Raw genomic sequence first — 19,457 nt, 5'->3', positions numbered from 1 at the left:
TGGATAGTCGCCATTGCTATGAGCATAGGCAATCACACCCGAATCCACCAATTTTCCCGGGCCGTCGGTTTACACGGAAAGATATCTGACTAAACTCAACCGGATATACCCAACCCGGGTCAAAAATCCATACCAATCCATGGCATACAGAGGGAGATCCCATGGAAGCTATTTCTGAATTTGTAGGACAGATAAACGGACTGGTCTGGGGCCCACCCATGCTGGTTCTGATACTGGGCGTCGGGCTGTTCCTCAGTCTCGGCCTCAAGTTGATGCCGGTGCTGAAGCTGGGCGCCGGCTTCCGGCTGATGTGGAAGGGCCGCGCCGCCGCCGGGGCGGAATCCGAGGGTGAAATCCCGCCGTTTCAGGCGCTGATGACAGCCCTTTCTGCCACTGTGGGCACCGGCAACATTGCCGGTGTTGCAACCGCGGTGTTCCTTGGGGGCCCAGGGGCCCTCTTCTGGATGTGGCTCACGGCCCTGGTGGGCATGGCCACCAAGTACTCCGAAGCGGTGCTGGCCGTGCGCTACCGGGAGGTGGACGAGCGCGGTGATCACGTAGGTGGCCCCATGTACTACATCCGCAACGGGCTGGGCCGCAAGTGGGCCTGGCTTGGTGTCCTGTTCGCCGTATTTGCCGCCATTGCCGGCTTCGGCATCGGCAACACGGTTCAGGCCAATTCGGTGGCGGATGTCATGGAAACCAACTTCGGACTGCCACACTGGCTGACTGGCCTGGTGCTCATGGTCCTGGTGGGCATGGTCCTGATTGGTGGCATCCGCAGGATCGGCCATGTTGCCAGTGCCCTGGTGCCGTTGATGGCGGTTTCCTATCTGATTGCCGGGTTGGTGGTACTGGCGATCAACGCCGCCGACATTCCGGCCGCCTTTTCCCTGGTGATCAAGCACGCCTTCAGCCCCATCGCCGCCGAGGGTGGATTTGCCGGTGCAGCCGTATGGGCCGCAATCCGTTTCGGTGTGGCGCGAGGCATCTTTTCCAATGAGGCCGGCCTTGGCTCCGCGCCCATTGCCCACGCCGCGGCGCAAACCCGTAACCCGATCAACCAGGGTATGGTGGCCATGCTTGGCACCTTCATTGACACCATTATTATCTGCACCATCACCGGCCTGGTGATTATTACCTCCGGCACCTGGACCTCCGGGGAATCCGGGGCTGCCCTGACGTCCATGGCGTTTCAGGAGGCGCTACCCGGCGTTGGCAACTACCTTGTAGCTATCGCCCTGGCGGTTTTTGCCTTTACAACCATCCTTGGCTGGTCGTTCTACGGCGAGCGCTGTATCGAGTTCCTGTTCGGCGTAAAGGCGATTGTGCCTTACCGCGTTGCATGGATTCTGGCCATCCCCGTTGGCGCCACCCTCAACCTGGGCTTCGTCTGGCTGGTGGCAGACACCCTGAATGCCATGATGGCGCTGCCAAACCTGATCGCCCTGCTGATGCTGAGCCCGGTCGTGTTCAAGCTTACCCGGGAGCACTTTGAAAAAGAGAAGGCATTGGGGGTTTGAGCCCCTTGTAATTGCCTCATATGGCACCAAGGTTTGACGTATACAGGCAGAATACAACCCGGCAGCTTTCTTGCCGATATAACAAACGAAATTGTCACTACCATGATCGAAGGAGAGTACACATGACTTTACGTCTCGGAGATACCGCACCCGATTTTGAGCAGGACTCCAGTGAAGGGAAGATTTCGTTTTACGACTGGCTGGGAGACAGCTGGGGCGTGCTGTTTTCACACCCGGCGGATTTTACCCCGGTCTGCACCACGGAACTGGGCCTGACCGCCAAGCTGAAGGATGAGTTCGCCAAGCGCGGTGTGAAGGCCATCGCCCTGAGTGTCGATCCCGTTGACTCCCACCACGAGTGGATCAAGGACATCAACGAAACCCAGGGTTGCTCGGTGAACTTCCCAATCATCGCGGACCATGATCGCAAAGTGTCGCAGCTGTACGACATGATCCACCCCAATGCCGACAGCAGCCTCACGGTGCGTTCGCTGTTCGTGATTGATCCGAACAAGAAAGTACGGCTGATGATTACCTACCCGGCCAGCACCGGTCGTAACTTCAACGAAGTTCTGCGGGTGATCGATTCGCTGCAGCTGACCGACGAACATAAGGTCGCCACACCGGGCAACTGGGAGCGTGGTGGCGATGTAGTGATCGTTCCGTCCCTGCAGGACGAGGAGGAAATCAAGCAGCGCTTCCCGAAGGGCTACAAGGCGGTGAAATCCTACCTGCGGATGACACCCGACCCGAAAGCCAACTGGAGCGGTGACTGATCACCAGCCTCCAATACTAATAAAAAGGCCGGGCAGCTTACGCTGCCCGGCCTTTTTTGTGGAACTGGGGTCAGATGAATGCTTTCACCCGGCCCCGATACCTCAGTAATCAGAATGCCGGAACAACGGCACCCTCATACTTCTCCATGATGAAGTCGCGAACCGCATCAGACTTCAGGGCCTCGGCCAGCTTCTGCATGGCTTCGCTGTCCTTGTTGTCGGGACGGGCTACCAGGATGTTCACATAGGGGGACTCGGAGCCCTCGATCACCAGCGCGTCTTCAGACGGGTTCAGACCGGCTTCCAGCGCATAGTTGGTATTGATCAGCGCCAGGTCTACCTGATTCAGGATGCGGGGCAGGGTGGCAGCTTCCAGCTCCTTGAAGTCCAGATCTTTCGGGTTCTCGGCAATGTCGCGGGGTGTTGCAGTGATCTTGCTCTCGTCTTTCAGGGTGATCACGCCGGCCTTCTGCAGGAGCAGCAGCGCACGGCCACCGTTGGTCGGGTCGTTCGGAATGGCAACCACCGCACCTTCTTTGAGCTCGTCCAGCGAATCAATCTTGCTGGAGTAGGCGCCAAACGGCTCAACGTGAACGCCGGTCACGGTTACCAGATTGGTACCACGGCCTTCGTTGAATTCATCCAGGTACGGCTGGTGCTGGAAGAAGTTGGCGTCCATCCGCTTCTGGTCCACCTGGATATTCGGCTGGATGTAATCGGTGAATACCTTCACGTCCAGTTCCACGCCCTGCTCGGCCAGCTGAGGCTTCACGAATTCCAGGATTTCGGCATGGGGAACCGGGGTGGCAGCTACGGAGAGTTCTTCGGCAGCAACGGCGCCGGAGAACGTGGCTGCGGCAGCTAGTGCTGCGAGTGTTTTCTTCAGATTCATAGATCGATTCTCCTGTTGAGCATCTTGAACAAATGAGTTCGGGTTCGGAGTACGGCCGGCGGTCGGTCGGAGTACCCTTCCGAAAAACGCCCATGAATACGTCCGTGTAGGGCTCGGTCGCGCCATCCCTGGCGCTCCACGTTTTCGGAAGGGTACTCCGACCGCCCAACGGCCTATATCCAGCTTTTCTACTTTCTGCTGAAGTACAGAACCAGACGGTCGCCGACCATCTGCAGCACCTGTACGAAAATAACCAGTAGCGCGACTGTAATGACCATTACGTCGGTCTGGAATCGTTGATAGCCGAAGCGGATGGCGAGGTCGCCCAAGCCACCGCCACCAATAACGCCGGACATGGCCGCGTAGGAAACCAGAGTGATCGCAGTAACGGTGATACCGGCAATGATGCCTGGCAGCGCTTCCGGTAACAGAGCACCGAAGATGATCTGTTTAACGCTGGCGCCCATGGCCTGGGTGGCCTCGATGATGCCGCGATCCACTTCTCGCAGGGAGGTTTCCACCAACCGTGCGAAGAACGGCGCACCGCCCGCCACCAGCGGCGGAATCGCTCCGGCGACGCCCAGCGACGTGCCGATCAGCATTACGGTTAAGGGGATCATTACGATCAGCAGGATGATGAATGGCACCGAACGGAGCACGTTCACCACGAACGACAGCACCGCATAGGCCACCGGCTGTTCCAGCAGCTGGCGTTTGCCGAACAGGAACAGAAGAACGCCGATGGGTAGGCCGATCAGGACGCTGAACAGCAGGGACATACCCACCATCACCAGGGTATCCCAGCTGGCCCAGCCAATTTCGGTCCAGTCTACATTGCTTAACAGGTCTTCCATCAGCGCAGCACCTCCACGTGAACGTCGGCAGCCTTGAGCGCCTGCATGGCCACCTCGAGATCACCGCCCACCAGTGACAGGGTCAGCTGGCCGTAGGGTGTGTCCTTGATGTGGTCGATTCGGCCGGAAAGAATGCTGAAATCCACGCCGGACTCCCGGGCAACGCTGCCCAGCAGCGGTTTATAGGTGGATTCGCCCTTGAAGGTCAGGCGGAGGATCCGGCCGCTGGCCTTGCTCAGGTCCTCCTGGAGTTCGTCCCGGTCAATGCTTTCGCTCTCGAAGACAAAGTCTCGTGTGGTCGGGTGCTTCGGGTGCAGGAACACCTCGCTGACCGGGCCCATTTCGACCACTTCACCAGCGTCCATCACTGCCACGCGATCGCAGACCCGGCGCACCACGTCCATTTCATGGGTGATCAGTACGATGGTCAGGCCCAGTTCCCGGTTGATGTCGGCCAGCAGCTTCAGCACCGACTGGGTCGTTTGCGGGTCAAGAGCGCTGGTGGCTTCGTCGCAGAGCAGGATCGTGGGCCGGCAGGCCAGGGCGCGGGCAATGCCCACTCGCTGTTTCTGCCCGCCGGAGAGCTGCGATGGGTATTTGTTGGCGTGGTCGGTGAGGCTGACCCGGGCCAGCAGTTCCTCAACCCGGTCACGGATCTCGGTCTTCGAGTAGATGCCCGCCAGCTTCATCGGGAAGGCAATGTTGTCCGCCACGGTTTTCGACGACAGCAGGTTGAAGTGCTGGAAGATCATTCCCACCTTGCGGCGAAAGGCACGGAGTTCGGCAGCGTCGTAGTCGGTAATGTTCTCGTCGTCGATCAGAATACGACCGCCGGTGGGTGGTTCCAGCAGGTTGATCAGACGCACCAGCGTCGATTTACCGGCGCCGGAATGGCCAACGATGCCGAATACCTCGCCGGTTTCAATGGTCATATCGGTGGGATGAAGCGCGGGGATCGCCCGGCCGCCTACCTGATACGACTTCTGTACCTGGTCAAATACAATCACGGTCAGCGCCTTGTGGGTGCAGCGTTAAAACCGGCGATTATAGCCCAAACGGTCGGCAAACCCGAATTCCGGAATGATTCTCAGTGTGGGTAGATATCCTTACACAAACGGTTACCTGACACCGCGCAGCCTGGTGAACTAAACTTGGAAAACAAAAGAACCTTACATTTCCCCGGAGCTCTTCCAGAGACGCGCTGCCCAGAGACTCACCAACGTGACCAACGAAAAACAACCAACGCCCTCAAGAATGAACTCTACCCAGGCATGGGTTACCTATCTCAGCAAAGTCGAGTTGCCGGTACTGGCCAATACGCTTCGGCGAATCAATGAGCTGACCGACAGTCAGAACAGCACGGTTAATGAGCTTGCCAACGTCATTCTCAACGATGCTCAGCTCACCTCCCAGGTGCTGAGGCTGTCCAATACCGTGTTCTATAACCAGACCCGGACCCAGGTCAGCACGGTAAGCCGCGCGATCACCCTGATCGGTTTTGACGCGGTGAAATCCATGGCCATCTCCTCACTGATCGTCGATGCCCTGCTGAAACGCAACGACCGCCCCCACCTGTTGCGCTGCCTGGCCCGGGCGATCCATGCCGCGGTTCAGGCCCGGTGCCTGATGCCCAAACGCAACGAAACTGCGCTTGAGGAAGTATTTATCGGGGCATTGTTGATGAACATCGGCAAGCTGGCGTTCTGGTCCTGCGAGACCGACCAGGCCACAGAACTGGAGGAACGCCTGCGCCTTGATGAGCCACCGGTTGAGGCACAGAAGGCCGTGCTGCATTCAACCTTTACGGAAATCACCCGGGGGCTTGTGGATGCCTGGTCCCTGGGGCCCTTTATCAAGGATGTTGTCTCGCCGGGGCAGGCCAATTCCACGGCCTCAAGCCTGGTGCGGAATTCCGTGGAGATGGCCCGGTTGTCCGAACAGGGCTGGAGCGGCCCGGACATGGACAAGGTATTGGAGCGTCTGGGCAAGGACATCGGTGAGAGCCCGGCCGTGGTCCGCGATCAACTCAAGGTGAACGCCTCGGAAGCCACCCGGGTGGCCGTTTCTCTCGGCATCCCTCAGGTCACCGCCATGATGCCTGGCGCCGACGGCAAATCAGGCGACGCCGGAGCACAGGCTCCGGACATGGATCCGGAACTTCAGTTGGAAATCCTGCGTGAACTGAGCCAGTGCCTGGCGGAGAAACCGGACATCAACGAAGTCTGTCAGCTGGTCATCGAAGGGATACACCGGGCAATTGGTATGCAGCGGGTCGCCCTGTTAATGAGTGACCGCACTGGCAACGAACTGGTGCCCCGGAAACTCGGCGGTCGCGGCACGGAGGAATGGCGCCAGCACTTTGTGATTCGGAAGGACGGCACCGGACCATTGGGTTCGCTTCTGCCCCATGCGCACTGCAGCATCTTCGAGCCCAAACCGAACGCCGAGGGAGTGCCCTACGATCGCTGGCTCGGCAAAGTGCCGGCCTTGATCGGCCCGATCAAGGCCAATGGACGCCTTATCGGTCTGTTTTACGCCGACAATGCAGCCCGTACCTACACGCCCTCGAAAGAGCAGCTGTCAGCATTCGGCCACTTTATTCAAAACGCGCAGCTGTGCCTGACCCTGATGTCCACTCACTGACAGCCGGAGCCACTGGTTCCGGCTGTCAGTTCTTCTTCAGTGCAGGGCCCGCATCTGGCGCGGGTAGAGTGCGGCGCTGACTTCCGGCTCTTCCAGCAGGTCGGCCAGCTCGCGGTCTACGTTAGTCTCTTCACCTTCTTCCGGCAACGGCTCGAACAGGGTGCTCAGCCAGGAGGCTACGGAGGGTGCTTCGTCCCGTTTGTAATCGGTGGACAGCGCCTTGATCCGGCGGAAGCCGATGATACGCTGATGTTTGGGATCCCGAATCTGTTCAAAACCCCGCCAGTAGACGTGATCCCTGGTGTGCAGCTGCACGAACAGGGTGTCGATGGGGCCGTCTGAATCGTCGGCACCCTCGGCTTCTTCCTCAATGGCTTCCGGGGCCGCTTCGGCTTCCACTTCGGGTTTCTTGTGACGGATGGTGGTCCAGGCCGGGTACAGCACAGCCACGGCATCCGCTTCAACATGCTCGCGGGCGGCGCGGAGGATCAACCCCCAGCGGGCCTTGTCGGCATCGGTTTCAAGGGAATTGATGGGCAAGTCATAGCTTTGTTCGCTGGACAGGACGATGGCCATCATGGGGGCGTCTAACTCCCCCATGGCCTCGGCCTGTGCTACTGATACCAGTTCGTCGATTGCCATCGGTTGGTTCATAATACGCTCGCCTCCTCGATGCCATCAGGGTCGTTCAGGAAGAAGGGGTCTTCCTGACTAACAGCATAGCCTGTTCCGGCTACAAAGATAAACGTGGAGTTTCCCCAGCCGGATCACAACCCCGGATACCTCAGAACGCGTCCTCAAGCCTTTCGTAGTTGCTGAACCAGGGATTGGCCTCTTCCAGTTGGCCCGCCAGCTGAAGCAGGGTCGCTTCGGCGCCGTGGGGACCGCCAAACTGGACCCCGACCGGTAAACCTTCGGCAGTCCAGTGCATCGGTACCGACATGGCAGGTGTCCCGGTCAGGTTTGCCAACTGGGTAAACGGCGTCCGGGCCAGGCTTTCCAGGGCCATCTGATCCACCTGGCCAGTACGATGAACCAGTTTGCCGGCCTTCAATTTCAGCATCAGGCGGGCAGCGAACTTGAGGTGGGCCGGCGTTTCCAGTTCGCCGATGGCGGCCGGCAACTGCCCGGTGGTCGGGCTGAGGTAGAGATCGTAACTCCCGAAAAATGCACCCAGCGCCCTAGCAAACTCGTTCCACTGCTGGCGCCGCCGGACATAGTCGGACAGCGGCATCGTCTCACCAAGCATGCCGATCAGCCGGGTATCCAGTTCGAAATCGCTGTCGGTGGCGCCGAACTGCTCTTTCGCCTTCGCCATCAGCGCCGACACTTCACCGAAATACAGGCCGAGGTAGCAGCGGGCCAGGGCCATGCCGTCGAATTCCGGCGCAGCATACTCAACCCTGTGACCCAGATTCTCGAGAACCCGGGCCGTTTCCTCCACGGCTGCAACGCACTCCGGTGCTACCTCCGTATTGTAGGGTGAAGACGTGAACACGCCGATTCTTAGCTTGCCCGGAGACCGCTGCATGAGCTCGGAGTAGGCCGCAGACGGCCCGGGAATCTCGAACGGGTCGCCCGGAGCCGGCCCACTGAGCACATCCAGCATCGCCGCACTGTCTCTCACCGTCCGGCTGACCACATGGTCGGTAGACGCACCGGTCCAGGCTTCACCCATAAAGGGACCCGAGGAAATGCGTCCCCGGGACGGCTTGAGGCCAAACAGGCCATTGTAGGCAGCTGGAATGCGGATGGAGCCGCCGCCATCGTTGGCGCCGGCCATGGGTACAATGCCGGCCGCCACCGCCGCGCCGGAGCCGCCACTTGAGCCACCCGGGGTCAGCTCCGTGTTCCAGGGGTTGCGGGTTGGCCCCCAGAGCTCAGACTCGGTCACCGCTTTCAGACCAAACTCCGGCGTGGCGGTTCGCCCCAGGAAAACCAGCCCACCGTCCCGTGCCCGGCGGACAAATTCCGAATCCTGGGGCGCAATATTCTTTATCAGCCCCCGGCTGCCGTAGGTACACGGGTGACCCGCCTGCTCCTGGGCGAGGTCCTTGAGCAGCAGGGGCACGCCGGCAAAAACCGCCTGCTCGGGGAAGTGCTGTGCTGGCGCCTCGGAGAACTGCGGATAGCAGATCGCATTAAGTGTGCTGTTCACGCGGGTTGCCCGCTCAACCGCTGCCTCGCATACTTCCCTTGAAGTGACCTCACCCCGACGGACAAGATCAGCGAGTGCGGTAGCATCGTAACGAAGATATTCAGATTGCTTCATGGCAGGTTCCCTTTGTTATTCTGTTTTGAGGAAGGTCACGGGTATATCGTCTATGGTCAGAATTCTCAAGAGCTTACGCCAGCTTGCCGTGATTTTCATCCTGGCAGCGCCGGTTGCCGTTGCCGCCCAGGACCCGCCGCCAGCGGCCAGTGAAGACAGCGACTGGACTCGCGTGGTCCGGTCCTCGCCCTACTGGGTCAGCCAGGGGGTATTTGAAAACATCCTCACCATCCGGCGCTGGGTATTAAAAGAATCCGGCTATTGCGCCAGTGCCGAGCGCCACGTCCTCTACGATATGCGGGGGCGCTTTCTGGCCTGGATCAGTGATGGCGAAGACCGCGAGGCCACCCAGCGCCTGCTGAACACCACCCGAAAATCACTGTATGAGAATGACAAGGTGGAAGACTGGGTTGCCGGCGAGACCGGCCAGACCGGCTATCCGTTCGCCCTTTCCTGCGACCAACCCCATGTGAACGTCGACGAGGCCGTTGCGCGGTATCTTGGCACCCTGCCGGCGGACCGGATCTGGGGCGCCTGGGACGACCTCAATTTTGCCGACAGCAGTGCTCCGGAAAGCCTTCATGATGCACTGATCTACGTGTACGAGCACCGCAGCAGTCAGAACCGCCTGACTCTGCCACAAGCCTTGCCCCGCTACCTGGCGGGCCAGATCCTGATTGAGAGTGGCGCACAGGCAAGAGCCCATTCCCGGGCAAACGCCAGGGGCATCCTGCAGCTGTCACCTGCGGCTCTGTCCGACTGCCAGATTGCCCCCAACAATTTCTGGCATCGGCTGGCACAGATCGACTGCGCCCTGCGGCTGATGAACCAGAATGCCCGCAATCTGGCACCGGTTTTCGAGCAACGGTTTGGTCATCTGCCAGAAGCCAAGAGGGACCGTCTGTTCACCCTTCTATTGGTTCAGGCGTATCATGGCGGCGCCGGACGGGTTCAGGCGTTGTTGGACGATCCAGTGCTGTCGCAACCAGCAGAGTATTTTGCCGCCAACCATGAACGCTTTACCGCCGGCGATATTGCCTTCGGCCTGATTTTTCACAATCTGGGGCGGGACCGCCTCGGTCTTGCGTCGCTCTACTATGTGGCCGACGTTCAACTGGCAACCGAGGCCCTGTGTCGCACGGCCAAACTGAAATCAACGGAATTCTGCGAATGGAAGTACTCCACCAACTGATACCCGAAAGCCTGAGCCTTCCAGTCGCCGTTTTCCTGCTAGCCAGTTCCACCATCACCTCGATGATCACTGCCAGTCTCGGCGCGGGTGGCGGGGTTCTGCTGCTGGTACTTATGGCCAGCTGGATGCCGCCCGCCGCCATTATTCCGGTTCACGGCATGATCCAGCTGGGTTCCAATGTTGGTCGGGCAGCACTGACCTGGCGACACGTGGACTGGCGGGTCATTGCCGCGTTCCTGCCCGGCGTCATGGTAGGCGCGGCCCTGGGCGCCTGGTTGCTGGTGAATCTTCCGGCCCATATCTGGCAGCTGACCATCGCCCTGTTCGTTCTCTACCTTTGCTGGGGGCCGGTTCTGCCAAAAGGCGCGTTCGGGGCTCCGGGCGTGTTTGTGGCGTCGGCCTTGACCAGTTTTGTCAGCCTGTTCGTGGGCGCCACCGGGCCTCTGGTCGCTGCGTTCATCAAGCAGATCCATAACGACAGATTCAAAACGGTGGCCACCTTCGCCACGGCCATGACGCTGCAGCACGCCCCCAAGGCGCTCGTATTCGGAGCCGCCGGATTCATCTTCTTCGAATGGCTGCCATTCATAATTGCCATGATCATCTGCGGCTTTGCCGGCACCTGGCTCGGACTCCATGTACTGAAGTCCCTGAGCAACCATAAGTTCACACTGATCTTTAATATCGTGCTGACCGCGCTGGCCATTCGTCTGCTGTGGCAGGCCAGTGTCTCAGCCGGCTGGTGGTGACGGGACGACGACAACCGTATTGCGCCCCCGGGATTTGGCGATGTAGCTACCCTCATCGGCCCGTGCCATGACCTCTCTCGGGCCGCTATCTTCCGGTGTCAGTTCCGTGAGCCCAATGCTCGTGGTGACACCGAAGGACCCGCCGTCATGTTCGATCCGAAGCGCTTCAACATCGGCGCGAATCCGTTCCGCCAGTGCCTGGGCCCTGGCCATGCCACAAGCCGGTAGAATAATACCGAACTCATCCCCACCCAGTCTGGCCACGGTATCGGACTGGCGAACCGATTCCTTGAACAGTTCGGCGAGCCGTTTAAGCAGATCGTCGCCGAGCAGGTGGCCGCCCTCATCATTGACCGGTTTGAAGTAGTCCAGGTCAATGAGCATCAACACCGAACGTGCTTCCTGGCGCCCGGCCTCGCCCAGGCAACGGACCAGCGACGCATTGAACGCGCGCCGATTCAGCAAATGGGTCAGGCTGTCGTGGGTCGCCTCCCAGGACAGCCGTTCTTCCTGACGACGGCGATCGCTGTCGTCCCTCAGCACGAAAACCAGACGCTCATCCTCTCGCCCCTGGCGAATGTGCAGCATGGTGAGGTCTATGGGGAAGGGAACGCCCAATGAGTTCCGCAAGGTGACGTAAAGGCTGTCCAGGTCATCCCCGGACAGGAACTCCTGTGCCGTCAGTTCCCGCTCTTCCGTCTCGATGGTAACCAACTGGAAGAAGTTTCTAAGCACGCACTCGCCCTCAATGCCCAGCAGGCGGCAGGCAGCATCGTTGGCAAACCGGATAACCCCCTCGACATCGACCATCAGGACGCCTTCCTGAAGAACGCGGAGTATGGTTTCCGCGCGCTGCTGCTCGGTCTTGAGTGCCTCTTCCACTTCCAGCTCATGGGATATATCGCGAACGACCGTGATGGTGCCGAGAGCCTTTTCAGGCGTCTGGATTGCCGCCGTCATCACATCGGCCCAGATCACCCGATCCGGAGCCGCCAGTCTCAACCGGCCCCGGAAAACGCTCTGGCTCCTGATCGCATTCTTCCAACCGGCAATCGCCTCCTGCCGGTCGGCATTGTCCACACGATCGGCCAGGTAACTGTATGTGAGATCTTCCGCCGGTTTGCCGACGATCGCCTCGAAAGCCGGGTTGGCAAACTCGATACGGCCCAGGACGTCGGTCTGGACAATACCGATGGGCGCACTCTGGGTAAGGGAACGGAAAAATGCCTCTCTTTCTGCCAGAGACACCAGAACTTCATCACGCTCATCGGTCACCGTGTTAAAGATCTCGGCAACCTGGCGGATTTCCTTACCCCCGGCGACATCCACCGGATCGGAACGCATACCCAGGTGGCGCTCACGGATCTGGATGCCCAATGTCTTGAGCGGCGCCATCAGCCGCCGGAAACGCCACAGTGCCACGGGCGCAATCAAGAGGATGACCAGCAGCAGGATCCAAACGAAGGCATCCACCGTGCGTGTAATTGGTGCAAGGGCTTCCCGGGCAGGCCAGGAGGCGGAAACAAACCAGGGCACCTGGGTCAGCTGCTGCACCGACATGATGGTCTTTTCACCATTACTGTTGCGGGTCTCCAAGGTGCCCTCGAACCCCTCCATCGCATCCCGGAGTACAGGATTCGCAACCCGCACCGGCGCCATGGGCTGGTGGTCCCGCTGGTCAACCACCACAAAACCACTGCGGGTTGCCACACCGAGATAGCCGGTCGTTCCTATACGGATGTTAATGAACTGATCCAGAAAATTGTTGCCATCCAGCGCGATGGCACCACCAATCACACCAATGAAACGCTGACGGTGGTCGAAAATCGGCGCAGCCACCATGATGGCCGGCTTTTCCTGATAGTGAGAGATGTAGGGCTCGCTGATCACCGGGGTGAGCGTGGAGGAAATCCGCTGAAAATACTCCCGGTTACTGACATCCAGTCCCGCCTGCCGGTAATCTTCGGGATTCTCGGCTATGACCAGACCGTTTTCATCGATCAGGTAAACCGCATCGAACAGATGCTCCAGGGCTGTTTGGCGGCGGATCAGGATCCGGGCCCTGGTGTTGAGAACATCACCGGACATGGTGAGATTCTGGGCTACGTGGTTGAGTGCCTCCAGTCGCAGGGCCAGCTTGTCGTCCAGCTCCCCCGCAATAAGCGTGGCAATCGTTTCCACCTGGTTACGGGCCTGCTGCTCCAGCTCGGAGCGGCTCAGCAGGAAACCGGCAACGGTTACCAGCAGGGCCGTCAGGATGATCGCAACAACCACCAGGGCCACTGCCCGATTCGCCAGGCTACCCAACCATCTCCTGATCATCATGACTTCCAGGCCCCGCAGCGGGTTAGACAACCGGTAATGATCTGACCTCCGTTTTTTCTTTCTTTTTGCAACTCTTACATTTAACTCAATTCTAACAGAGGGCTTTGTGAAGTCAGGTTACACGCTTGCAAATTCAATGATATTCGTTATTATTTAGTTCCATTTTTGCACATTGAGAACTCTTCGCATGACGGACCTAACTCTGCCCCTGAATGCCGGCCCGATCACCCAACTTATTGATATGGGTGGCCCTGTCATGATTGTTCTGGTGGTGCTTGCCGTCATTGGCTTCGTTACCTTCGTGTATCTGATGCTTATCGGAACCCTTTATGCGCCCCGTTTGTCCGGTCAGCTTAAAAAAACCGTAATGAACTGGCAGAATAATCCGGCGTCGGTACGGCCGTCAGAAGTGCGACATCAGGCAGGCCGCTGGGGGCGGATGAATCCGCTGCAGCATCTTGTCACCGATACGATAGAGGCCATTCAGAACGATCAGGACGACCGGCAGATCCGGGAAACCGCCGCACGGGATGCCCAACATGCCCTGGAGCCGTTCGAGGCACCGTTGAAGATCATCGAAGTCATCGCAGCCCTGGCCCCTCTTCTCGGCCTGCTGGGAACCGTACTGGGCATGATGGAGGCCTTCAGCGCCATGGCTGCTACCGAAGGCCGTGCCAATGCCACCCAACTCAGTGGCGGTATTTACGAAGCCCTGACCACTACAGCCGCGGGCCTGGTAGTGGCCATACCGTTTGCTGCACTGGCTGCATGGATCGAGTTCCGGCTGCGACGCATCCACAAGACCATCAACAGCACACTGGTTTCGATTCTGCATATCGTGCCGGAGCAGACTCTGGACGCCGTTGAAGCAGATTACCGGTCGCCGGAAAGCCAGCGTGCCGCCGAAACCGCCGTCGACGAGCCCGACCGTTACTCAACCGCCCGGGGTCAGCGATTCGCCCATGCAACTGGTTGAGCCAAGGCCAAACCGTCCGATTCCAATCCGGATCACGCCCCTGATCGATGTGGTCTTCATTCTCCTGGTGTTCTTTATGCTGACCACCCGGCTATTGCCTGTGGACTACCTGGAATTGGCCAATAACACGTCGAGCCGCAGTCCGGTCACCGGAGAACCGCTACCAGAGCTGACGGTCACGGCCAACGGCGACGTAAGATGGCAGGGCCAGACGTTACCCCTGGAGCGCCTGGTCACCGATCTGTCTGAAGCCGGTACCACCGAAGTGAACCTCTCAACAACGGGCGATACACCCCTGGGAGCTTTTACCGCGGCCCTGAGCGCTTTGACTGACAGCGGCATCGACACTCACTGGAAGCGGACAAACGCAACGACACCATGAGCGATCTGGTTCCACCTCCGTTTACCTCCGGCAAAACCCTGATGGAACGCGTGGAGGATGCGCTTCTGCCGTTGATCAACCTGGTCTTCCTGCTGTTGATGTTTTTCATCGTTGCCGGCCAGCTTGCCGATGACCCACTGCCCGAATTGCCCGCCACCGAGCAGGGCGAAGACCGTCAGTCTCCTCATGCGGACATGATTGTAAGCGCCAACGGAGACTGGAAGGTCGACGGTGAGCTGCTCAACAAGGAATCCCTGGTTGCCAGGCTGCCGGAACCTGATGGCCAGCAGCCCCTGAAAATTGCCGCTGCCGAGAGCATCACCATGGCAGACCTGGAAACACTCTTCCGCTTGCTGGAGCAGGGCGGATACCAGGATATCCTGCTGTTGACGGAGCCCGCCCGATGATGCCGCAAAAGCCGCCCTTCCGGTGGGCACTTCTGCTGCTCGCAATCGTAGTGACCTTCGTCGCCCTGGCGATCGCCGCTCCCGAAGAGACGGTGGAACTCAACACCCTGGGCGAATCCGCGGTCAACACAGCGCCAGCCATCCGAATCAAGCTGGCTGGCGAACCCGAGCCGAAACCCGACGCCGCGCCAAAGCCAAAACCAGAGCCGAAGCCACAGCCTGAACCTGAACCTGAACCCAAGCCCGAACCCGAGCCCGAGCCCGAGCCTGAGCCTGAGCCCGAGCCAGAACCTGAGCCGGAACCTGAGCCTGAACCGATAACGGAACCAACGCCCGAGCCAGAGGTTGCCGAAGAGGTCGCGGAAGCGGAAACACCGAGCGGTGATCCGGCAGAGACTGCAACAGAGAAACAGTCACAGGCGACCGTTGCACTGCAAAACGCTGGCGTTAGATCGGAAGTGGATAATTACCTGTCCAAACTCAGCCGCCATCTTGCCCGATACTATGAATATCCACGCAGGGCGAGGCGCCTTGGCCAGGAAGGCACACCCGTGATTGTGTTCGAGTTTCAACGGGACGGATCCCTGGTGGCCCACAGCCTCAGAACCAGCTCCGGACATCAGCTTCTGGACGAGTCGGCGCTGGCCATGCTCGAACAGGCAGCGCCTCTGCCATCAGTGCCGGAAGCAATTGCAGGCCAGAAATTCCGCTACGCCTTGCCCGTACGCTTCAGTCTTCGCTGAGACGTTGCCCTGCTGCGCCAGGTTGCAGCAGCGGTCAATGGGAACGCACCGATCAGGTGCGTGAGAGCGGAGGTCGCCTCTTCTGCCGAGCCCGGCAACCACAGCACGAAAATTCTTACCCTTCTGATTTAATTCCGGTTTCCTGGCAACCTGCGATTCTGGCACAGTCTCTGCAACTTCTCAGACAGCGGAACCAATGTCGGTTCTGTTCACAGCGACAGATTTATTCAGACGACGGCGTCTACTTGCACCTGCAGATTGCAGGCAGCGGGTATCGCCGTTTTTTTATGGCCGTTTCAAAAGTCTGGTCATCCGATAGAAGTCAGAGGAAAACACTATGTCTTACATCGTGCCTTCGGAATTCGTCACCAAAATGGTCGACGCCGGCGAATCCAAGATCTACATGTCTACCCGGGACACCCTGATCCGGGCTTTTATGGCCGGCGCCATTCTGGCGCTGGCTGCAGCGTTTGCCATCACTGTAGCGGTCGAGACCGGAGTCTTTCTGATCGGCGCTATCCTGTTCCCTATCGGGTTTTGCATGCTCTACCTGATGGGCTTTGACCTGCTAACCGGGGTGTTCATGCTCACGCCCCTGGCATTGCTTGATAAACGCCCCGGAGTGACCCCGGCAGCCATACTGCGCAACTGGGGTTGGGTATTCCTTGGCAACCTGGGCGGCGCACTGACCGTCGCCTTCATGATGGCGTTTATCTTCACCTACGGTTTCAATACCGATCCCGGTGCCGTTGGCGCGAAGATCGCCAGTGTTGGTGAAGCGCGCACGCTTGGCTACGCGGAGTTCGGTGCTGCCGGCTGGGCCACCATTTTCATTCGCGGCATGCTGTGCAACTGGATGGTCTCCATGGGCGTGGTTGGCGCCATGATTTCCACCAGCGTCAGTGGCAAGGTACTGGCTATGTGGATGCCCATCATGCTGTTCTTCTTCATGGGTTTCGAGCACTCCATCGTGAACATGTTCCTGTTCCCGTCTGCCATCATCATGGGCGGCGAGTTCTCGGTGATGGACTACCTGTGGTGGAACGAGATTCCCACCGTTCTGGGTAACCTGGTTGGCGGCCTCGCCTTTACCGGCCTGACCCTCTACACCACCCATGTGCGCACCGCGCCCAAGCGCAAGGTTGCGGAAACCTACAACGACGCTGCCCTGGCCCGTACCAACTGAGTCGGGGCGTCCTGCAACTCCGGCTGCCGCACCCGCCGGAGTTGCTTTTTCCTTGATCGAGGAAATGCCGTTTCCCAATGACCAGCTCCCTTTCCGTTTCCGCCGGCCAGTACTCCGACGCTGGCGTCAAACCAGTCAACCAGGACTTCCACGGTTTACTGGTGCCAAAGGGCCACCAGCTGATCACCAAAGGCATCGCCGTTGCCATCGCCGACGGCATCAGCTCCAGCAATGTCAGCCAGATTGCCAGCGAGTCCGCCGTCGCGGGTTTCCTCAGCGACTACTTTTCCACTCCGGAAAGCTGGTCGGTGAAACAGTCCGCCCAACGGGTGCTGCTCGCAACCAATGCCTGGCTTCATGCCCAGACCCGGCAAAGCCAATACCGCTATGACCGCGACCGAGGCTATGTCTGTACCCTGAGCGTGATGGTGCTCAGGTCCGCCACCGCACATCTGTTTCATATCGGCGACACCCGCATCTACCGGGTTCACCACGACCAACTTGAACAGCTCAGCACCGATCACCGGCTCTGGCTCTCCCCGGAAGAGAGCTGCCTGACCCGGGCCATGGGCATTGGCCATCAACTGGATATCGATTATCGAAGCCTGCCGATCCAGCCCGGCGATACCTTTTTGCTGGCGACCGACGGCATCCATGAGCACCTGGATGAGCGAACCATGGCCGGTATCATCCGGGAATCTGGCGATGATCTGGACGCTGCCGCCCGCCGGTTGGCAGCCCAGGCCCTCGAACAGGGCAGTGATGACAACCTGACCGCCCAGATCATCCGGGTGAACTCAGTCCCCGCGGTTCCGGAAAGCAGCGAGCTGTTTCACCAGCTGGCCCAGCTGCCCTTTGCGCCGGAACTTCAGCCGGGCCAACATCTGGACGGTTACCGGATTCTGAGACAGATTCACGCCAGCAGCCGCAGCCATGTCTACCTGGCGGTGGATGAGGAAACCGATACCCGGGTGGTGCTGAAGATGCCCTCACTGGAACAGAGACACGATCCGGTCTACCTGGAACAGTTTTCCACCGAGCAGTGGATTGCCAGGCGAATCAGCAGCGCTCATGTCGCAAGACCGTTCCAGTCCAGCCAACGACCCAGCTTTCTCTACCAGGCCACAGAGTTCGTGGAAGGCTGTACCTTGCGGCAATGGATGCTGGACAACCCGGCTCCGACACTTGATACCGTGCGTGATCTCGTTGAGCAGATTGGTAAAGGCTTGAGGGCATTCCACCGGCTTGAAATGGTGCATCAGGACCTGAAGCCGGAAAACGTGCTGGTGGATCCCCATGGCACTGTCACGCTGATTGATTTCGGTGCCACCCGGGTCGCCGGCCTTGAGGACTCTGAGATCGGCGAACAGGCGGTTCCTCGGGGGGCCGCCCTTTACAGTGCCCCTGAGACCTTTCTCGGCGAGCCCGGCAGCTGGCTATCAGACCAGTTCTCCCTGGGCGTGATTACCTACCAGTTGCTCACCGGCCAGCTTCCCTATGGCGCGGAAGTACCGAAAATCCATAGCCGGAACCAGCTTCGCGGGCTGAACTACCGGCCCGCGAGACACTTACGTGAGAATCTTCCCGCCTGGGTCGACGATGCCATTGAAAAAGCGGTTCACCCTCAGGCCCACAGACGTTACCCGGCGCTCTCGGAATACCTGTACAAGCTGCGACACCCATCCGTCGACTGGCACAAGCGTCATCGGCCGCCACTGATAGAGCGCAATCCCGTGGCCTTCTGGCAGGGTGTATCCGGGTTATTGCTCCTGGCATTGCTGGCAGCCCTCGGCCTGGGCTGAAGCGAGCATTACCGAGCAAATTCTTGCCCCGCCAGCAATTCGTCGCCTGGCGTTCGGGCGCGGGATTGCCTGGCACGCCTCGAGCATCACCAACAGAAACGCTAAAATCCTGTTTTTATTGCCATTACCTCTTATGGCACGGGCTTTGTAATGAAAGTCGGCGTCCAGGGAACACCCCGGGGACACTATTCATTCACAAGTCATGGAGCAGACTATGCCAACTCCTTGTTATATCAGCATCGAAGGCCAGACCCAGGGCAACATTACTGCCGGCGCATTCACTTCCGATTCCGTCGGTAACATCTACGTGGAAGGCCACGAAGACGAAGTGCTGGTTCAGGAATTCAGCCACGTCGTTACCGTACCGACCGATCCCCAGTCCGGTCAGCCTTCCGGCCAGCGCGTGCACAAACCGTTCAAGTTCACCTCCGCCCTGAACAAGGCCACCCCGCTGATGTACAACGCCCTGGCCTCCGGCGAGATGCTGCCCAAGGTCGAGCTGAAGTGGTACCGCACCTCCGTTGAGGGCAAGCAGGAGCACTTCTTCTCCACCATCCTCGAAGATGCGACCATTATCGACATCAACTGCAACATGCCCCACTGCCAGGACGCCGGCAACGCCGACTTCACCCAGCTGGTCACCGTTTCCCTGTCCTACCGCAAGGTAACCTGGGAGCACGCCGTTGCCGGTACTTCCGGTGCTGACGACTGGCGTTCGCCGATCGAGGCGTAATC

At 59.3% G+C, this 19,457-nt stretch carries 18 protein-coding genes; 12 read left to right on the top strand and 6 right to left on the bottom strand.

The features are described from left to right. Nucleotides 1–161 precede the first annotated feature (161 nt). Both AC13DD_RS20575 and AC13DD_RS20570 read left to right on the top strand, forming a co-directional pair. Nucleotides 162–1,523: an alanine/glycine:cation symporter family protein gene (locus tag AC13DD_RS20575; protein WP_482931668.1), complete on the top strand. Its 1,362-nt coding sequence runs from the start codon at nucleotides 162–164 to the stop codon at nucleotides 1,521–1,523. A gap of 122 nt (nucleotides 1,524–1,645) precedes the next feature. Next, entirely contained in the window at nucleotides 1,646–2,299 is a 654-nt protein-coding gene (locus tag AC13DD_RS20570) for a peroxiredoxin (RefSeq protein WP_069182577.1), read from the top strand. Nucleotides 2,300–2,408: 109 nt separating this feature from the next. On the opposite strand, the gene AC13DD_RS20565 is transcribed toward AC13DD_RS20570, so the two are convergent. From AC13DD_RS20565 to AC13DD_RS20555, 3 genes are all read right to left on the bottom strand, one after another. Next, on the bottom strand, nucleotides 2,409–3,191 hold the full coding sequence (locus AC13DD_RS20565) for a MetQ/NlpA family ABC transporter substrate-binding protein (RefSeq protein WP_482931667.1): 783 nt from the start codon (nucleotides 3,189–3,191) through the stop codon (nucleotides 2,409–2,411). Nucleotides 3,192–3,379: 188 nt separating this feature from the next. Further along, nucleotides 3,380–4,045 carry a methionine ABC transporter permease gene (locus tag AC13DD_RS20560; protein WP_482931666.1) on the bottom strand — a complete coding sequence of 222 codons (666 nt, stop codon included), beginning with the start codon at nucleotides 4,043–4,045 and terminating at the stop codon, nucleotides 3,380–3,382. Continuing rightward, nucleotides 4,045–5,052, bottom strand: a complete 1,008-nt coding sequence (locus tag AC13DD_RS20555; RefSeq protein WP_008176987.1) for a methionine ABC transporter ATP-binding protein — start codon at nucleotides 5,050–5,052, stop codon at nucleotides 4,045–4,047. Before AC13DD_RS20555 ends, AC13DD_RS20560 begins: the two co-directional genes overlap by 1 nt. 214 nt (nucleotides 5,053–5,266) lie before the next feature. Between AC13DD_RS20555 and AC13DD_RS20550 the strand changes: the two genes are divergently transcribed. Then, nucleotides 5,267–6,688: an HDOD domain-containing protein gene (locus AC13DD_RS20550; protein ID WP_482931665.1), complete on the top strand. Its 1,422-nt coding sequence runs from the start codon at nucleotides 5,267–5,269 to the stop codon at nucleotides 6,686–6,688. A gap of 36 nt (nucleotides 6,689–6,724) precedes the next feature. Here AC13DD_RS20550 and AC13DD_RS20545 read toward each other — a convergent pair whose 3' ends face one another. Together AC13DD_RS20545 and AC13DD_RS20540 are read right to left on the bottom strand one after the other, a co-directional pair. Then, nucleotides 6,725–7,342 (bottom strand): hypothetical protein, encoded by a 618-nt coding sequence (locus AC13DD_RS20545; RefSeq protein ID WP_053113587.1) that lies wholly within the window; start codon nucleotides 7,340–7,342, stop codon nucleotides 6,725–6,727. Between the two features lie 130 nt (nucleotides 7,343–7,472). Further along, nucleotides 7,473–8,960, bottom strand: a complete 1,488-nt coding sequence (locus AC13DD_RS20540) for an amidase (RefSeq protein ID WP_136630407.1) — start codon at nucleotides 8,958–8,960, stop codon at nucleotides 7,473–7,475. A 52-nt stretch (nucleotides 8,961–9,012) separates the two neighbouring features. On the opposite strand from AC13DD_RS20540, the gene AC13DD_RS20535 reads away from it, so the two are divergent. Continuing rightward, nucleotides 9,013–10,152: a lysozyme family protein gene (locus tag AC13DD_RS20535; RefSeq protein ID WP_069182571.1), complete on the top strand. Its 1,140-nt coding sequence runs from the start codon at nucleotides 9,013–9,015 to the stop codon at nucleotides 10,150–10,152. Continuing rightward, nucleotides 10,131–10,901, top strand: a complete 771-nt coding sequence (locus tag AC13DD_RS20530; RefSeq protein WP_482931664.1) for a sulfite exporter TauE/SafE family protein — start codon at nucleotides 10,131–10,133, stop codon at nucleotides 10,899–10,901. The genes AC13DD_RS20535 and AC13DD_RS20530 overlap by 22 nt, the downstream gene beginning before the upstream one ends. Here the strand turns inward: AC13DD_RS20530 and AC13DD_RS20525 are convergent. Further along, nucleotides 10,884–13,226: a sensor domain-containing diguanylate cyclase gene (locus AC13DD_RS20525; RefSeq protein ID WP_104270584.1), complete on the bottom strand. Its 2,343-nt coding sequence runs from the start codon at nucleotides 13,224–13,226 to the stop codon at nucleotides 10,884–10,886. The two genes, AC13DD_RS20530 and AC13DD_RS20525, sit on opposite strands and share 18 nt — an antisense overlap. A gap of 187 nt (nucleotides 13,227–13,413) precedes the next feature. On the opposite strand from AC13DD_RS20525, the gene AC13DD_RS20520 reads away from it, so the two are divergent. From AC13DD_RS20520 to AC13DD_RS20490, 7 genes are all read left to right on the top strand, one after another. Beyond that, complete coding sequence (locus tag AC13DD_RS20520; protein WP_482931663.1) at nucleotides 13,414–14,202, top strand: MotA/TolQ/ExbB proton channel family protein; 789 nt, start codon at nucleotides 13,414–13,416, stop codon at nucleotides 14,200–14,202. After that, a complete protein-coding gene (locus tag AC13DD_RS20515; protein ID WP_273069148.1) occupies nucleotides 14,189–14,584 on the top strand; it encodes an ExbD/TolR family protein in 396 nt (131 codons plus the stop codon). The genes AC13DD_RS20520 and AC13DD_RS20515 overlap by 14 nt, the downstream gene beginning before the upstream one ends. Continuing rightward, on the top strand, nucleotides 14,581–14,991 hold the full coding sequence (locus AC13DD_RS20510) for an ExbD/TolR family protein (RefSeq protein ID WP_064229296.1): 411 nt from the start codon (nucleotides 14,581–14,583) through the stop codon (nucleotides 14,989–14,991). Before AC13DD_RS20515 ends, AC13DD_RS20510 begins: the two co-directional genes overlap by 4 nt. Then, on the top strand, nucleotides 14,988–15,734 hold the full coding sequence (locus tag AC13DD_RS20505; RefSeq protein ID WP_482931662.1) for an energy transducer TonB: 747 nt from the start codon (nucleotides 14,988–14,990) through the stop codon (nucleotides 15,732–15,734). The genes AC13DD_RS20510 and AC13DD_RS20505 overlap by 4 nt, the downstream gene beginning before the upstream one ends. Nucleotides 15,735–16,071: 337 nt before the next feature. Beyond that, entirely contained in the window at nucleotides 16,072–16,920 is an 849-nt protein-coding gene (locus tag AC13DD_RS20500) for a formate/nitrite transporter family protein (protein WP_008176963.1), read from the top strand. Nucleotides 16,921–16,997: 77 nt separating this feature from the next. Further along, complete coding sequence (locus tag AC13DD_RS20495; RefSeq protein WP_482931661.1) at nucleotides 16,998–18,722, top strand: bifunctional protein-serine/threonine kinase/phosphatase; 1,725 nt, start codon at nucleotides 16,998–17,000, stop codon at nucleotides 18,720–18,722. 214 nt (nucleotides 18,723–18,936) lie between these two features. Beyond that, complete coding sequence (locus AC13DD_RS20490) at nucleotides 18,937–19,455, top strand: Hcp family type VI secretion system effector (protein WP_008176957.1); 519 nt, start codon at nucleotides 18,937–18,939, stop codon at nucleotides 19,453–19,455. Nucleotides 19,456–19,457: the final 2 nt, after the last annotated feature.

The organism is Marinobacter sp. L-13, assembly GCF_056857715.1.
Note: the sequence above shows the minus strand (reverse complement) of the source record. Positions and strands in the feature narration are given on the sequence as shown.

What these genes read in the sequence shown, in the direction of transcription:
- AC13DD_RS20560 (WP_482931666.1), bottom strand. Translation starts at nt 4,045, where the DNA reads ATGGAAGACCTGTTAAGCAATGTAGACTGGACCGAAATTGGCTGGGCC.
- AC13DD_RS20545 (WP_053113587.1), bottom strand. Translation starts at nt 7,342, where the DNA reads ATGAACCAACCGATGGCAATCGACGAACTGGTATCAGTAGCACAGGCC.
- AC13DD_RS20520 (WP_482931663.1), top strand. Translation starts at nt 13,414, where the DNA reads ATGACGGACCTAACTCTGCCCCTGAATGCCGGCCCGATCACCCAACTT.
- AC13DD_RS20565 (WP_482931667.1), bottom strand. Translation starts at nt 3,191, where the DNA reads ATGAATCTGAAGAAAACACTCGCAGCACTAGCTGCCGCAGCCACGTTC.
- AC13DD_RS20535 (WP_069182571.1), top strand. Translation starts at nt 9,013, where the DNA reads ATGGTCAGAATTCTCAAGAGCTTACGCCAGCTTGCCGTGATTTTCATC.
- AC13DD_RS20575 (WP_482931668.1), top strand. Translation starts at nt 162, where the DNA reads ATGGAAGCTATTTCTGAATTTGTAGGACAGATAAACGGACTGGTCTGG.
- AC13DD_RS20490 (WP_008176957.1), top strand. Translation starts at nt 18,937, where the DNA reads ATGCCAACTCCTTGTTATATCAGCATCGAAGGCCAGACCCAGGGCAAC.
- AC13DD_RS20570 (WP_069182577.1), top strand. Translation starts at nt 1,646, where the DNA reads ATGACTTTACGTCTCGGAGATACCGCACCCGATTTTGAGCAGGACTCC.
- AC13DD_RS20495 (WP_482931661.1), top strand. Translation starts at nt 16,998, where the DNA reads ATGACCAGCTCCCTTTCCGTTTCCGCCGGCCAGTACTCCGACGCTGGC.
- AC13DD_RS20500 (WP_008176963.1), top strand. Translation starts at nt 16,072, where the DNA reads ATGTCTTACATCGTGCCTTCGGAATTCGTCACCAAAATGGTCGACGCC.
- AC13DD_RS20515 (WP_273069148.1), top strand. Translation starts at nt 14,189, where the DNA reads ATGCAACTGGTTGAGCCAAGGCCAAACCGTCCGATTCCAATCCGGATC.
- AC13DD_RS20505 (WP_482931662.1), top strand. Translation starts at nt 14,988, where the DNA reads ATGATGCCGCAAAAGCCGCCCTTCCGGTGGGCACTTCTGCTGCTCGCA.
- AC13DD_RS20510 (WP_064229296.1), top strand. Translation starts at nt 14,581, where the DNA reads ATGAGCGATCTGGTTCCACCTCCGTTTACCTCCGGCAAAACCCTGATG.
- AC13DD_RS20530 (WP_482931664.1), top strand. Translation starts at nt 10,131, where the DNA reads ATGGAAGTACTCCACCAACTGATACCCGAAAGCCTGAGCCTTCCAGTC.
- AC13DD_RS20540 (WP_136630407.1), bottom strand. Translation starts at nt 8,960, where the DNA reads ATGAAGCAATCTGAATATCTTCGTTACGATGCTACCGCACTCGCTGAT.
- AC13DD_RS20525 (WP_104270584.1), bottom strand. Translation starts at nt 13,226, where the DNA reads ATGATGATCAGGAGATGGTTGGGTAGCCTGGCGAATCGGGCAGTGGCC.